The following is a 12114-nucleotide window of genomic DNA, read 5'->3' as shown; positions in this document are numbered from 1 at the left end:
GAAGGGCGCGTGTGGTCGAGCAGCAGCTGAGGATCCGGCGGTACACCGCCTACGGGCTGCTTGCTGTCTGCCTCGTCACGATCGTGCTCGTCTGGTCCGGTTTGGACTTCTTCCTGCGGCCGCTGGCGGTTTTGGTGTTCGTGCTCACCGCGCCCGGCTGGGCCCTGATCTCCTACGTCAACGTGCGGCACCTGTCGGTGACCTGGGTGAGTGCGGTCGGCATCTCGCTGGCGATCACCCTGATCGTGGCGCAGGTGCTGGTGCTGACCCGTTTCTGGCACCCGGAGGCGGCGGTCGTGGCGCTCGCGTTCGTCACCGCCGTCCCGCTGGCGCACCACGTGCTGCGCAGCCGCCCGGGTGAGGCCCGATGACGGTGGACCGGAAAACCGCCCCGGGCAAGGGCATGGTGGCCGACGGGCTCGCGCTGTCGGCCTCGGCCGCGATCACCGCGCTCGCCGGGATGATCGGCTGGGTGCTGGCCGCGCGGCTGCTGCCGCCCGCCGCGGTCGGCGACACCTCCGCGTTCGTGTCCGGGTTCCTGCTCGTCGCCGGGATCGCCGAACTCGGCCTGGGGCCGGCGGTCCTGCGCTGGCTGCCGCGCGCCGGCGCGCGGCAGCCGCGGCTGCTGCTGCGCACCTACCTCGCGGTCCTGGCCGGCGGCGTGGTCGGCTCGGTCGTGTTCGTGCTCGTGCCCGCCGGGGCCGAGGTGGTGCACCGGGTGCCCGCCGGGGTCGCCTGGTTCCTCGTCGCCGGGATCGGCTGGACCCTGTTCCAGTTCCAGGACGAGGTGCTCACCGGGCTCGGCCTGGCCCGCTGGGTGCCGGTAGAGAACACCGCGTTCTCCGTGGCCCGGCTGGGACTGCTCGCCGGGCTGGGGCCGGTGGCGGGCGCGCTCGGGCTGGTGCTGTCCTGGGCGGTGCCGACGTTGATCGGGGTGGTGGTCGTGACCATCCTGATCTGGCGCTCGGTGCGCCGCACCTCGCCCGGGCTCGCGCCGGGAGTCCTGCCCGGCCGCCGGGAGATCGTGCGGCTGCTCGCGCCGTCGTACCCGGCGATGGTCTGCGTGGTCGTGCTGTACAACCTGGTGCCGCTGATCGTGCTGCACCGCTTCGGCGCCGAGGCCAACGCCGTCTTCTTCGTGGTCTGGACCGCGATCAACGCGCTCGACGTCGCCGCGACCGCGTTCGTGAACCCGCTCGTGGTGCGCCTGTCCGCCGAGCCGGGGCACGCCCGGTCGCTGGTCACCGACGCGGGCAAGCGGCTGGTGCTGGTGTTCGTGCCGCTGCTCGCCGTCGGCGCCGCGCTGGCCTGGGTCATGCTGGCGATCTTCGGTGCGGAGTACACCGCGGGCACCGACCTGCTGCGGGTGCTGCTCGCGGCCCAGGTGCCGCGGCTGGTCGTGGTGCTCGGCGTGGCCGTGCACCTGGCCGCGGGCCGGGGCGCCGGCGTCGCGGTGCTGCAGGCCGTGACTGCCGCCTCCGCCGTCGTGCTCGCCCTGCTGGTGCCGACCGAGTTCGGCTTCGGGGTGGGCATGCTCGTGGCGCAGGCGGTGATCGCCGCCGCGGTGCTGGCCGACCTGCGGCGCCGGGTGTTCGGGGCGCGTCCGTGACCGAACCGCCCACCCGGTTCCTGCGCCCGGTGCGCCCGAACCGCACCAGCCGCCCCTCGCCCCGGCCGCGGGAGCCGATGCGGTTCACCCAGCCGCCGCCCCTGGGCACGCCCACCCGCTACATCCCGGCCTCCGGCAGGCTGGCGCCGCAGCCGAAACCGGAACCGCCGTCGCGCGCGGTCGAGTCCCGGCCCCGCCTGGGCACCGGCGCCGGACGGCCCGCCTTCCTCGCCGACCCGTTCTTCGGTCCCGGCCTCGCCGGGGTCGCGGTGGTGCTGTGGATCATCGGGCTGCACCCGATCCCGCCCGAGTCGATCGGCGGGCTCGGGCTCGTCGCCGAACTGTCGGTGCCCACGCTGCTGTCCTACCCGCTGCTGGTCGCCGCGGTGGTGCTGGAGCTGCTGCGGTACCGGCCGCGCACCTGGCTGCTCTCCCTCTACACGCTCGTCGGCGTGCTCGGCGTGTACGGGCTGCAGCCCGCGGTCGAGGAGGTCGCGCGGCTACCGGTGGCCTGGCTGCACGCCGGATTCGCCGACTACATCGCCACGCACGGCGACATCCTGCACGACTACGACGCGCGGTTCTCCTGGGCCGGGTTCTTCGCCCTGGTCGCGATGATCACCCGCGCGGCCGGGCTGCCCGACGCGATCCCGTTCCTGAACTGGGCGCCGGTGCTGCTGTCCGGGCTCGCGGTGCTCGGCGTGCGCGCGCTGGCCGTGTCCGCGCTGGGCAACCGGCGCGCGGCGTGGATCGCGCCGTGGCTCTACCTCGTGGCGAACTGGACCGAGCAGGACTACTTCTCGCCGCAGGGCACGGCGATGATCCTGATGCTCGCCGCGCTGACGCTGACCTTCCGGCACCTCGTGCGGCCCCGCCTCACCGAACCGGTCAAGGCGCGGCTGCGGGCCCGGCTCGCGCCGCGGTCCAGCCCGAAGGCGCGGCTGGTCGCGCAGGGCGCGGTCGTGCTCATCGGGCTCGCGCTCGCGCCCACCCACCAGCTGACCCCGTACGTGCTCGGGGTCCTGCTTCTGCTCCTGCTGGTGTTCGGGCGGTTGTGGCCGGCGTGGATGCCGTTCGTGGTCCTGGGCGGCGCGGTGGTGTGGTTCTCGCTGGGCGCGTCGGAGTTCTGGAGCGGCCAGCTGGTCCAGATGATCCTCAGCCCGCTCGGCGACGTCGGGTCCTCGGTGGACGAGGGCATCGTGGCGCGGTTCGCGGGCAGCCCCGGCCGGCTCGTGGTGCTGACCGTGCGCATCGGGATCACGCTGTTCGTCGCGGGCATGGCGGCCTACGGCATCTGGCTGATGCGCCGCGACTCGCTGAAGTCGTGGCTGCTGCCCGCCCTGTGCGTCGCGCCGTTCGGGCTCGCCGTGGCCCAGCCCTACGGCGGCGAGGTGTTCATGCGCTGCTTCCTCTTCTCGCTGCCGGTGATGGCCCTGCCCGCGTCGCTCGCGCTGGAGAAGGCCGTCACCGCGGCCCGCAGGCTGCGCTGGCGCAACCGGCCAGGGCACACGGTCCTCGCCGCGGGGGTGCCGTGGGTCGTGCTCACCGGCCTGCTCGCCTCGACGGTCACCGCGCGCGGCGGCAACGATGCCTACATCAGCTTCCACGCCAGCGACATCGCCGCGGCGAGCTGGGCGGTGCACGAGGCGCAGCCCGGGCAGCGGGTGGACTCGCTGGTCAACTCGGTGCCGCTGTCGTTCGCGCGGGTGGGCGAGGTGTCCCAGTTCGAGGTCGACGGCTACTGCGAAGACGTCATGGACGACATCCCCGCGCTGGTCGCCTGCCTGCGCCTGAAGGGCCCCGATTATCTTGTGCTCACCGAGCCGCAGTGGGCCTACCTGAAGATCTTCGAGCAGGTGCCCGACACCTACGGCGCCGACCTCGTGCGCGAGCTCGAGGCCACCGGGCTGTACCGCCTGGTGTTCGACGACCAGGGTTCGCTGGTGCTCGGCCGGACGACGCCCGCCGACAAGTTCGTGCAGGGCAGTGGCGGAGGGAACACGTGAACCAGACCCGGTCCCTGGGACGGCGGCTGAAGGACCAGGTGCACATCGAGCTGTGGTCGATGACCGTCGGCGCGATCGTGAACGGCCTGCTCGGCAGCGCGCTGGTGCCGCGGCCGCTGCGGCTGCTGGGCTACCGCGCGTTCGGCGCGCGCATCCACTCCGGGAACATCTTCCCGGGGCTGCGGATCCACGGCGCGCTGCGCAACGTCGAGATCGGCCGCCGCACGTTCCTCAACGCCGAGTGCTACCTGGAGTCGGTCGGGCCGATCACGATCGGCGCGGCCTGCCAGTTCGGCCCCCAGGTCATGATCATCACCTCGCACCACCCGACGCTGCCCGACGGCACGGTGTCCCGCGTCGCCGAGGCCAGGCCGGTCGTGATCGGCGACCGGGTGTGGGTCGGCGCGCGGGCGCAGATCCTGCCCGGCGTGCGCATCGCCGACGACGCGGTGATCGCCGCCGGCGCGGTGGTGGCGCGGGACTGCCCGGTGCCCGGCGTCTACGCCGGGGTGCCTGCCCGCCTGGTGCGGCAGACGTCCGTCGTGGCGGAGCCGGCGTGAGCCAGGCCGACTTCCTCACCCTGGTCACGGCGCTGTTCGGGGTGGCGTTGCTCGTCGTGCTCGTGGTGCGAACGGTGCTCAAGGAGATGGCCGTCGGCCGCCGGTCGACCGACACCGCCTCCGCGCGCACCGAACGGATCCGCACCCTCGACCTGGTGGCGGTGGGGCTCACCGTGCTCACCGCGATCGGCGCGATCTGGCGGATCGTGGTGGGCCTGACGTTGTGACCGGCTCAGCCCGGCAACCGGATCGTCAGCGGGGGCACCCGCACGTTGAGCCCGCCCGACCGGACCAGCCCGGTCTCGGCCCGCGGGTTGACCACGACCTCGCCGCCCGGCGCGCTGAACTGGAGCACGTCCGCGGGGCGCTGCACGTCGACCAGCCCCTCGCGCAACCGCGGCGCCAGCCAGGTCCACGCGGCGGTCAGGCTCGTCGGCCGCAGCACCTCTGCGCCGGGCCGCGCCGCCGACCACAGCGCGGCGTAGGGCAGGTCGTCGCTGGCTTCCGGTTGCCACAGCAGCATCGCGGCCGCACCCGCCTCGGCGGCCCGCGCCACCGCGTCCAGCGTGGCCACCGCCCGCGCCTGGTCCAGCGGCACGGGGTTCTCAGCACTTCCGGCGGTGGTCCGGGTCGTGGCGGGCGGGGGAGCGGTCTCCGGGTAGAACTCCGACCACCACACCGGCAGCCCGGTGAGGCTGCGCGCCCAGCGGGTCGCGTCGGCGTAGAGCTGGCTCGCCTTGTCCGGCGTGGTGATCAGGCCCTTGTCGCGGGTGCCGGTGGAGGCGTCCAGCGCGACGAAGTCGGCGCCGTGCTTGTGCTGGTTCCAGTACTCCACGACGTCCAGCGACCGCTGGTCGACCACGCCGTAGGGGCCGCGCATCTCGGACGGGTGAGTCGTGGCCGCGGCCGAGGACCAGGTGTTCAGCACGACGTACGGGCCGCCGATCAGCGCGTCCGGCCGCACCGCCTTCACCGCGTCGTAGACCTGGTTGTACAGGTCGGTGTAGCCCTTCGCGTCCCAGGTGCCGGCCTCGGCGTCCCAGAACCCCTTGAGCTCGTTCCACACCTGGAAGTACCTGACCTGCGGGTAGCGCTTCGCGACCGTCGCGGACAGGCGTGCGAAGTCGTCGAAGTGCGCGGGCAGCGGAGCGGCGGCCAGGTCGTCCCAGTCGGTCGTGCCGGGCGCGCCGCCCTTCATCCAGTCGGGCGCGCAGCACAGGGTGATCACCGGGGTGCCGCCGGTGCGCTCGATCAGGTCCATCCGCTCGTCCAGGCGGGACCAGTCGAAGCTGCCGGGCGCCGGCTCGGGGTTGCCCACGCCGAAGCCCATGATGTGCTGGTTCTGCAGCATCGGGGTGGCGCCGAGGATCTGTTCCCCGCTCGTGCGCTGCCCGGGTGTGAGCCACGAGTCGAGGCTGTACTGTGCGTGCGTCACGCCGAGTACGAGCCCATCCCCGGCGCCGGGCAGCAGCGTCACGGCCGGTGGCGCCGGGGGGTCGTCCCGATCAGCCGGAGGCCAGCCGCCGAACAGCCCCGCCACGAGCAGGGCCACCATCGCCAAGATCCCCACGCGTGCCAGCATGCGTGACCCATCACCGTTTTGCCTGTTCAGAGCTACACCCGGAAGGGGGAAAAGCAGTGAGCGCGGCCGCGGTCTCCGTGTGCGTCCCCGCCTACCAGTCCGGCCGGTACATCGCCGACACCGTCTCCAGCGTCCTTTCCCAGACCTTCGACGACTTCGAGCTCGTCGTACTGGACAATGCCTCGACCGACGAGACCCCGGACGTCCTGCGGGGCTTCACCGATCCGCGGCTCAAGGTGCTCCGCAACGACCGTGTGCTGCCGCTGGCGGAGAACTGGAACCGCGTGGTGGCCGAATCTAGCGGCCGTTTCGTGAAGCTGGTGTGCGCTGACGACCTGCTGCACCCCGACTGCCTGCGCCGCCAGTACGAGGTGCTGGCGACCGACCCGGCGATCGCGCTGGTGTGCTCGCGCCGCGACATGATCAACGAGACCGGCGAGGTGCTCGCCGCGAACCGGGGGCTGCGCGGACTGATCGGCCGCCACGAGGCGAGCACGGTGATCCGCAAGATCGTCCGGCACGGCGGCAACCCGCTCGGGGAGCCCGGCGGCGCGCTGTTCCGGCGCGCCCAGTTCGACGCGGTCGGCGGGTGGGACGCGCGCTGGAAGTTCCCGATGGACCTGGCGCTGTGGATCGGACTGCTGGGCCACGGCGACTTTTTCGGCCAGCGGGAGTCCCTGGCGGCGTTCCGGATCGGGCGGGACTCCCTGTCGGCGCGGGCGCAGCGCGCGGAGTACGCCGAGCAGCGCGCGCTGTCCGAGGGGCTGGCCAGCGATCCGGTGTGGGGCGTGCGCCCGGTCGACCGGCTCGTCGGCGCGGCGATGGCGCCGGGCGCGCGGCTGCGGAGGCAGGCGCTGTTCCTGGTCGCGAGGCGGCAGGGCGAGCGGGGCTAGATCAACCACCCGTACGGGGGACGATAAGTTGTCGCCGTGGTGCGTCGCGTAATCATCCTGGTCGCCTGCGTAGTACTCGTGGGTGTCGCGATTCTCGCCGTACGGGTGACATCCGAGCGCTTCGACGACTCGGGCGAGCAGGCCTCGCCGACCGGGATCACCGCGGCGCCGAGCACCGCCGTGATCACCCCGGAGCGGTCCGGCGAGGCCGCGGCCAACTACGGCTGGCGGCTGACCGCGCAGGACGACTTCGACGGCCGCCGGGTCGACCGGACCAAGTGGAACATCTACGACGGGTTCAACCCGGTCTCCGGCGAGACGCTGAGCGAGAGCCAGTGCGTGGTGAAGGGCGGCACGCTCACCCTCGTCGGTGACGGCGACGCCACCGCCGCCACCTGCGGCATCGCGTGGCGCGAGGACCAGACCTACGGCCGGTGGGAGGTGCGGGCGCGCTTCCCGGCGCCTGCCGACCACGACTTCAACCCGGTGCTGCTGCTGTGGCCGGAGAGCGACACCAACACCGACGGCGAGATCGACTTCGCCGAGATCTACGACCCCGCGCGTCAGTACGTGGAGAGCTGGCTGCACGGGCCGGGCAACGTCGACGCCGGCCACACGCGCAAGGACCTCGACATCACCCAGTGGCACAACTACGCCGTGGAGTGGCAGCCCGACCACGTCACCTGCTACATCGACGGCGTCGCGTGGGCGACCTACGGCGCGCCCGGCACCATCCCGAGCGTGCCGATGCACCTGGCCATCCAGCAGAACCACAACAAGCACAAGGCCGAGCCGCCGATCCGGAGCACGGCCGAGGTCGACTGGGTGCGCATCTACGAGTGACCATCCGCACACGAGAAATAGTCAAGCGCTCAACTAGGTTGTGAGGGAGCGAAGGCACAAGATCCGTCCCCCGGGAGTACCCATGACTTCGACCGCCAGTCTCGCCGACGCCCTCCACGTCCCGCAGGACGTGCAGGACCTGCTGTTCCGCGAAGCGCGCACCGCGAACTCGTTCTCCGACGAGCCGGTCAGCGAGGAGCAGATCCAGGCGATCTACGACCTGGTGAAGTGGGCGCCGACGTCGATGAACACCCAGCCGCTGCGCGCGCTGGTGATCCGCACCGAGGAGGGCAAGCAGCGGCTGCTGCCGCACATGTCCGAGGGCAACCGCGCCAAGACCGCGAGCGCCCCGGTGACCGTCGTGCTGGCCGCCGACACCGACTTCCACGAGAACCTGCCCAAGACCTTCCCGCACAAGCCGGACGCGAAGGACCTCTTCGCCGACGAGACCGGCCGCGAGGGCTTCGCCCGCCTGAACTCCCTGCTGCAGGTCGGCTACTTCATCATCGGCGTGCGCGCCGCCGGGCTGGCCGCCGGCCCGATGACCGGCTTCGACGCCGCCGGCGTCGACAAGGAGTTCTTCGCCGACCGCAACTGGAAGTCCCTGGTCGTGGTGAACGTCGGCAAGCCGGGCGAGAACCCGTGGTTCGACCGGCTGCCCCGCCTGGACTACGACGAGGTCGTCGAGACCGTCTGAAGTCCCTCGCGGAAGGCCGCGGGCGGGCGGCGGATAGCATCGGTGGGACATCACTTCGTTCGAAGGAGCCCATCGTGAACCAGCCGTCGTCCGCCGCAGCCGCACCCGCCGCCAGCGTGGTGGTGCCGGCCGGGACCACGGCCGGAGCCGCGATCCGCGAGGCGGGCCTGCCGACCAAGGGGCCGGACGCGATCGTCGTCGTCCGCGACGCCGACGGGCGCCTGCGCGACCTGGCGTGGGCGCCCGAAGCGGACGCCTCCGTGGAGCCCGTCGCGGCGAACACCGAGGACGGCCGCAGCGTCATCCGCCACTCCGCGGCGCACGTGCTCGCCCAGGCCGTGCAGCAGCAGTTCCCGGAGGCCAAGCTCGGCATCGGCCCGCCCGTGAAGGACGGCTTCTACTACGACTTCCTCGTGGACAAGCCGTTCACCCCGGAGGACCTGCAGGCGCTCGAGAAGCGCATGAAGCAGATCATCAAGGGGGCGCAGCAGTTCTCCCGCCGCCGCTTCGACTCGGTCGACCAGGCGCGCGAAGAGCTGGCCGACGAGCCGTTCAAGCTCGAATTGATCGACCTGAAGTCCGATGTGGACACCTCCGAGGTGATGGAGGTCGGCGGCGGCGAGCTGACGATCTACGACAACCTCGACCCGCGCACCAAGGAGCGCGTGTGGAGCGACCTGTGCCGCGGGCCGCACGTGCCCACCACGAAGTTCATCCCGGCGTTCAAGCTGACCCGCGTGGCCGCCGCCTACTGGCGCGGCAACGAGAAGAACCCGCAGCTGCAGCGCATCTACGGCACCGCGTGGGAGTCGGCCGAGGCGCAGGACGCCCACCTGGAGCGGCTGGCCGAGGCGGAGCGCCGCGACCACCGCCGTCTCGGCGCGGAGCTGGACCTGTTCTCCTTCCCCGAGGAGATCGGCTCCGGCCTGCCGGTGTTCCACCCGAAGGGCGGCATCATCCGCCGCGAGCTGGAGAACTACTCGCGCCGCCGCCACGAGGAGTCCGGCTACGAGTTCGTCAACACCCCCCACATCACCAAGAGCGGGCTGTTCTACACCTCGGGCCACCTGCCCTACTACGCCGACACGATGTTCCCGCCGCTGCCCCTGGAGGGCGAGGAGTACTACCTCAAGGCGATGAACTGCCCGATGCACCACCTGATCTTCAAGTCGCGCGGGCGGTCCTACCGCGAGCTGCCGCTGCGGCTGTTCGAGTTCGGCACGGTGTACCGGTACGAGAAGTCCGGTGTGGTGCACGGCCTGACCCGGGTGCGCGGGCTGACCATGGACGACTCGCACATCTACTGCACCCAGGAGCAGATGCCGGGCGAGCTGCGGTCGCTGCTGCGGTTCGTGCTCGACCTGCTGGCCGACTACGGCCTGTCCGACTTCTACCTGGAGCTGTCCACCCGCGGCGACTCGGACAAGTTCATCGGCTCGGACGAGGAGTGGGAGGAGGCCACCGAAACGCTGCGGCAGGCCGCCGTCGACTCCGGCCTGGAACTGGTGCCGGACCCGGGCGGCGCGGCCTACTACGGCCCGAAGATCTCGGTGCAGGCCAAGGACGCCATCGGCCGGTCCTGGCAGATGTCGACCATCCAGCTGGACTTCAACCACCCCAAGCGGTTCGAGCTGACCTACACCGCCGCCGACGGCAGCCGCAAGCAGCCGGTCGTCATCCACCGCGCGCTGTTCGGCTCGATCGAGCGGTTCTTCGGCGTGCTCACCGAGCACTACGCCGGCGCGTTCCCGGCGTGGCTGGCGCCGGTGCAGGTGGTCGGCATCCCGATCGCCGACGAGCACGCCGAGCACCTGCGGGGTGTGGAGAAGGCGTTGCGCGCCAAGGGGATCCGCGTCGAGGTGGACACCAGCGACGACCGGATGCAGAAGAAGATCCGCACCCACACCACGCAGAAGGTGCCGTTCATGGTGCTGGCCGGCGCCAAGGACGTCGAGGCGGGCGCGGTGTCGTTCCGGTTCCGGGACGGCAGCCAGATCAACGGGGTGCCGGTGGCCGACGCGGTGGAGGCCATCACGAGCTGGGTCGAGCGGAGGGAGAACAGCTCGCCGACGGCCGAGGCGCTGAAGGCGGTCCTGCCTTGACCGAGCCGGAGCTGGTGGGCCAGGACGGCGTCGGGGTGCCGGACGCGCTGCAGCGCCTGTGGACCCCGCACCGGCTCGCTTACGTGCAGGGGCAGGACAAGCCGGAGGGCGACGAGCCCGAGGGGTGCCCGTTCTGCCGCCTGCTCGGCATGGACGACGCCGACGCGCTGATCATCGCGCGGGGTGAGCACGTGTGGGCGGTGCTGAACCTGTACCCGTACAACCCCGGGCACCTGATGGTGCTGCCGTACCGGCACGTGGCGGACTACCCGGACCTGACGGCGGAGGAGACGCGGGAGCTGGCGGAGTTCACCCAGCACGCGATGAAGGTGGTGCGGTCGGTGTCCGGGGCGCACGGGTTCAACATCGGGATGAACCAGGGCGTGATCGCGGGCGCCGGCATCGCGGCGCACCTGCACCAGCACCTGGTGCCCCGCTGGGGCGGGGACGCGAACTTCATGCCGGTGATCGGCCAGACGAAGGTGCTGCCCCAGCTGCTCGGCGAGACGCGCGAGCTGCTCTCGGACGCCTGGAAACGGGTCCAGTAGCGCGAAAGGGTCCGGACGGAGTGCCCGTCCGGACCCTTTTCCCGCGAGGTTCTCAGGCCTGCAGGCCGGCCTCGATGTTCAGCTCGATCTTCACCTTGTCGCTCACCACGGCGGCCGGGATGGTGGCGCCGATGCCGAAGTCGCTGCGCTTGATCTCGGTGGTGGCGGAGATACCGAAAACCTTGGTGCCCTCGGCCATGCCGTCGGCGAAGCCACCGACCTCGGCGGTCAGGGTGACCGGCTTGGTGACGCCGTGCAGGGTCAGCTCGCCGTCGATGAAGTACTCGCCGTCCTCGGCGCGCACGCCCGTCGACACGAACTTCAGCGTCGGGAACTGCTCGACGTCCAGGAAGTCGGCGCCCTTGACGTGCGCGTCGCGGTCGGCGTTCTTCGTGTCGATGCTGTCGGCCTTGATGGTGGCGGTCACCTTCGAGTCCGCGAGGTCGGCGCCGGTCACGATCTCGCCCTCGACCTCGGCAAAGCGGCCGCGGACCTTGGACACGCCCAGGTGGCGGACGACGAAGTCGACGTCGGAGTGCACCGAGTCGATGGTCCAGGTGCCCGCGATGTAGCCGGGGATCTCGGTCGTCGAAGCGGTCATGTGCTTGTCTCCTCACAACGAAGCTTGGTTGAGCCCTCAACCACACCTTAGCGAAGGAATGGTTGAGGGCTCAACTAGGGCTACTATGTGAGACATGTCCGAACCGCGATGGCTCAGCGAAGACGAACAGCGTGTGTGGCGCTCGTTCTCGGTCGCCGTCACCATGCTGCGCGGCCACGTGGATTCCCAGCTCCAGCGCGACGCCCGCATGCCGCACACCTACTACGAGGTCCTCGTCGTGCTGTCCGAGGCCCCCGGCCGCACGCTGCGGATGAGCGAACTGGCCGAGAAGTGCCATTCGTCACGCAGCCGGCTCTCCCACGCGGTCGCCCGCCTCGAGGCCAACGGCTGGGTGCGCCGGGACAGCTGCGGCACCGACAAGCGCGGCTCGTTCGCGAAGCTGACCGACCGTGGCTTCGCCGCACTCGAAGCCGCAGCTCCCGGGCACGTCGAGGCCGTCCGCGAGGCCCTGTTCGACGCGCTCACCCCGGACCAGGTGCGCGCGCTGGGGGAGATCTCCGACGCGATCCGCGACAAGCTCACGCCCCGCTGCGCCGAGGCCGTCGCGGCCGAGGAAGCCCGGCTGGACCGCCTCGCCTGAGCGCGCCCGGCGCCTTGGGCGCGCCGCGTCACCGGATCGTCGTAGCGGGTGGATAGGCTGCGGTCAGCAAAC

13 protein-coding genes are annotated in these 12114 nt (G+C 71.5%); 11 read left to right on the top strand and 2 right to left on the bottom strand.

What is annotated here, in order from left to right; all coding sequences use genetic code 11:
- The first annotated feature begins 11 nt into the window (after nucleotides 1–11).
- From AMYTH_RS0111770 to AMYTH_RS0111750, 5 genes are read left to right on the top strand one after another with little or no spacing between them, the layout of a single operon-like run.
- Nucleotides 12–371, top strand: a complete 360-nt coding sequence (locus AMYTH_RS0111770) for a hypothetical protein (RefSeq protein ID WP_017987937.1) — start codon at nucleotides 12–14, stop codon at nucleotides 369–371.
- Entirely contained in the window at nucleotides 368–1609 is a 1242-nt protein-coding gene (locus AMYTH_RS0111765) for a lipopolysaccharide biosynthesis protein (protein ID WP_027930490.1), read from the top strand. Before AMYTH_RS0111770 ends, AMYTH_RS0111765 begins: the two co-directional genes overlap by 4 nt.
- Complete coding sequence (locus tag AMYTH_RS0111760; RefSeq protein ID WP_027930489.1) at nucleotides 1606–3615, top strand: hypothetical protein; 2010 nt, start codon at nucleotides 1606–1608, stop codon at nucleotides 3613–3615. The genes AMYTH_RS0111765 and AMYTH_RS0111760 overlap by 4 nt, the downstream gene beginning before the upstream one ends.
- The gene (locus AMYTH_RS0111755; protein ID WP_017987940.1) at nucleotides 3612–4175 is read left to right on the top strand and encodes an acyltransferase; all 564 of its coding nucleotides are present in this window, start codon (nucleotides 3612–3614) and stop codon (nucleotides 4173–4175) included. The genes AMYTH_RS0111760 and AMYTH_RS0111755 overlap by 4 nt, the downstream gene beginning before the upstream one ends.
- Complete coding sequence (locus AMYTH_RS0111750; protein ID WP_020420727.1) at nucleotides 4172–4402, top strand: hypothetical protein; 231 nt, start codon at nucleotides 4172–4174, stop codon at nucleotides 4400–4402. Before AMYTH_RS0111755 ends, AMYTH_RS0111750 begins: the two co-directional genes overlap by 4 nt.
- Nucleotides 4403–4407: 5 nt before the next feature.
- On the opposite strand, the gene AMYTH_RS0111745 is transcribed toward AMYTH_RS0111750, so the two are convergent.
- On the bottom strand, nucleotides 4408–5745 hold the full coding sequence (locus AMYTH_RS0111745; protein ID WP_228684722.1) for a glycoside hydrolase family protein: 1338 nt from the start codon (nucleotides 5743–5745) through the stop codon (nucleotides 4408–4410).
- Between the two features lie 68 nt (nucleotides 5746–5813).
- Between AMYTH_RS0111745 and AMYTH_RS0111740 the strand changes: the two genes are divergently transcribed.
- The 5 genes from AMYTH_RS0111740 to AMYTH_RS0111720 all read left to right on the top strand — a co-directional run bounded on the left by AMYTH_RS0111740 (nucleotide 5814) and on the right by AMYTH_RS0111720 (nucleotide 10840).
- Nucleotides 5814–6650, top strand: a complete 837-nt coding sequence (locus AMYTH_RS0111740) for a glycosyltransferase family 2 protein (protein ID WP_027930487.1) — start codon at nucleotides 5814–5816, stop codon at nucleotides 6648–6650.
- A 36-nt stretch (nucleotides 6651–6686) separates the two neighbouring features.
- The gene (locus tag AMYTH_RS0111735; protein WP_027930486.1) at nucleotides 6687–7493 is read left to right on the top strand and encodes a glycoside hydrolase family 16 protein; all 807 of its coding nucleotides are present in this window, start codon (nucleotides 6687–6689) and stop codon (nucleotides 7491–7493) included.
- Between the two features lie 82 nt (nucleotides 7494–7575).
- Nucleotides 7576–8190 (top strand): malonic semialdehyde reductase, encoded by a 615-nt coding sequence (locus tag AMYTH_RS0111730; protein ID WP_017987945.1) that lies wholly within the window; start codon nucleotides 7576–7578, stop codon nucleotides 8188–8190.
- Between the two features lie 74 nt (nucleotides 8191–8264).
- Complete coding sequence (thrS, locus tag AMYTH_RS0111725; RefSeq protein WP_027930485.1) at nucleotides 8265–10292, top strand: threonine--tRNA ligase; 2028 nt, start codon at nucleotides 8265–8267, stop codon at nucleotides 10290–10292.
- Nucleotides 10289–10840, top strand: coding sequence for an HIT family protein (locus tag AMYTH_RS0111720; protein ID WP_027930484.1), 552 nt, complete (start codon nucleotides 10289–10291; stop codon nucleotides 10838–10840). Before thrS ends, AMYTH_RS0111720 begins: the two co-directional genes overlap by 4 nt.
- A 52-nt stretch (nucleotides 10841–10892) precedes the next feature.
- Here the strand turns inward: AMYTH_RS0111720 and AMYTH_RS0111715 are convergent, their stop codons facing one another.
- A complete protein-coding gene (locus AMYTH_RS0111715; RefSeq protein ID WP_027930483.1) occupies nucleotides 10893–11441 on the bottom strand; it encodes a YceI family protein in 549 nt (182 codons plus the stop codon).
- Nucleotides 11442–11535: 94 nt separating this feature from the next.
- Between AMYTH_RS0111715 and AMYTH_RS0111710 the strand changes: the two genes are divergently transcribed.
- Nucleotides 11536–12042 carry a MarR family winged helix-turn-helix transcriptional regulator gene (locus AMYTH_RS0111710; RefSeq protein ID WP_027930482.1) on the top strand — a complete coding sequence of 169 codons (507 nt, stop codon included), beginning with the start codon at nucleotides 11536–11538 and terminating at the stop codon, nucleotides 12040–12042.
- Nucleotides 12043–12114 lie beyond the last annotated feature (72 nt).

The sequence above is a fragment of the Amycolatopsis thermoflava N1165 genome (assembly GCF_000473265.1).
Lineage (GTDB): Bacteria > Actinomycetota > Actinomycetes > Mycobacteriales > Pseudonocardiaceae > Amycolatopsis_E > Amycolatopsis_E thermoflava.
Note: the sequence above shows the minus strand (reverse complement) of the source record. Positions and strands in the feature narration are given on the sequence as shown.

What these genes read in the sequence shown, in the direction of transcription:
- AMYTH_RS0111765 (WP_027930490.1), top strand. Translation starts at nt 368, where the DNA reads ATGACGGTGGACCGGAAAACCGCCCCGGGCAAGGGCATGGTGGCCGAC.
- AMYTH_RS0111710 (WP_027930482.1), top strand. Translation starts at nt 11,536, where the DNA reads ATGTCCGAACCGCGATGGCTCAGCGAAGACGAACAGCGTGTGTGGCGC.
- AMYTH_RS0111730 (WP_017987945.1), top strand. Translation starts at nt 7,576, where the DNA reads ATGACTTCGACCGCCAGTCTCGCCGACGCCCTCCACGTCCCGCAGGAC.
- AMYTH_RS0111715 (WP_027930483.1), bottom strand. Translation starts at nt 11,441, where the DNA reads ATGACCGCTTCGACGACCGAGATCCCCGGCTACATCGCGGGCACCTGG.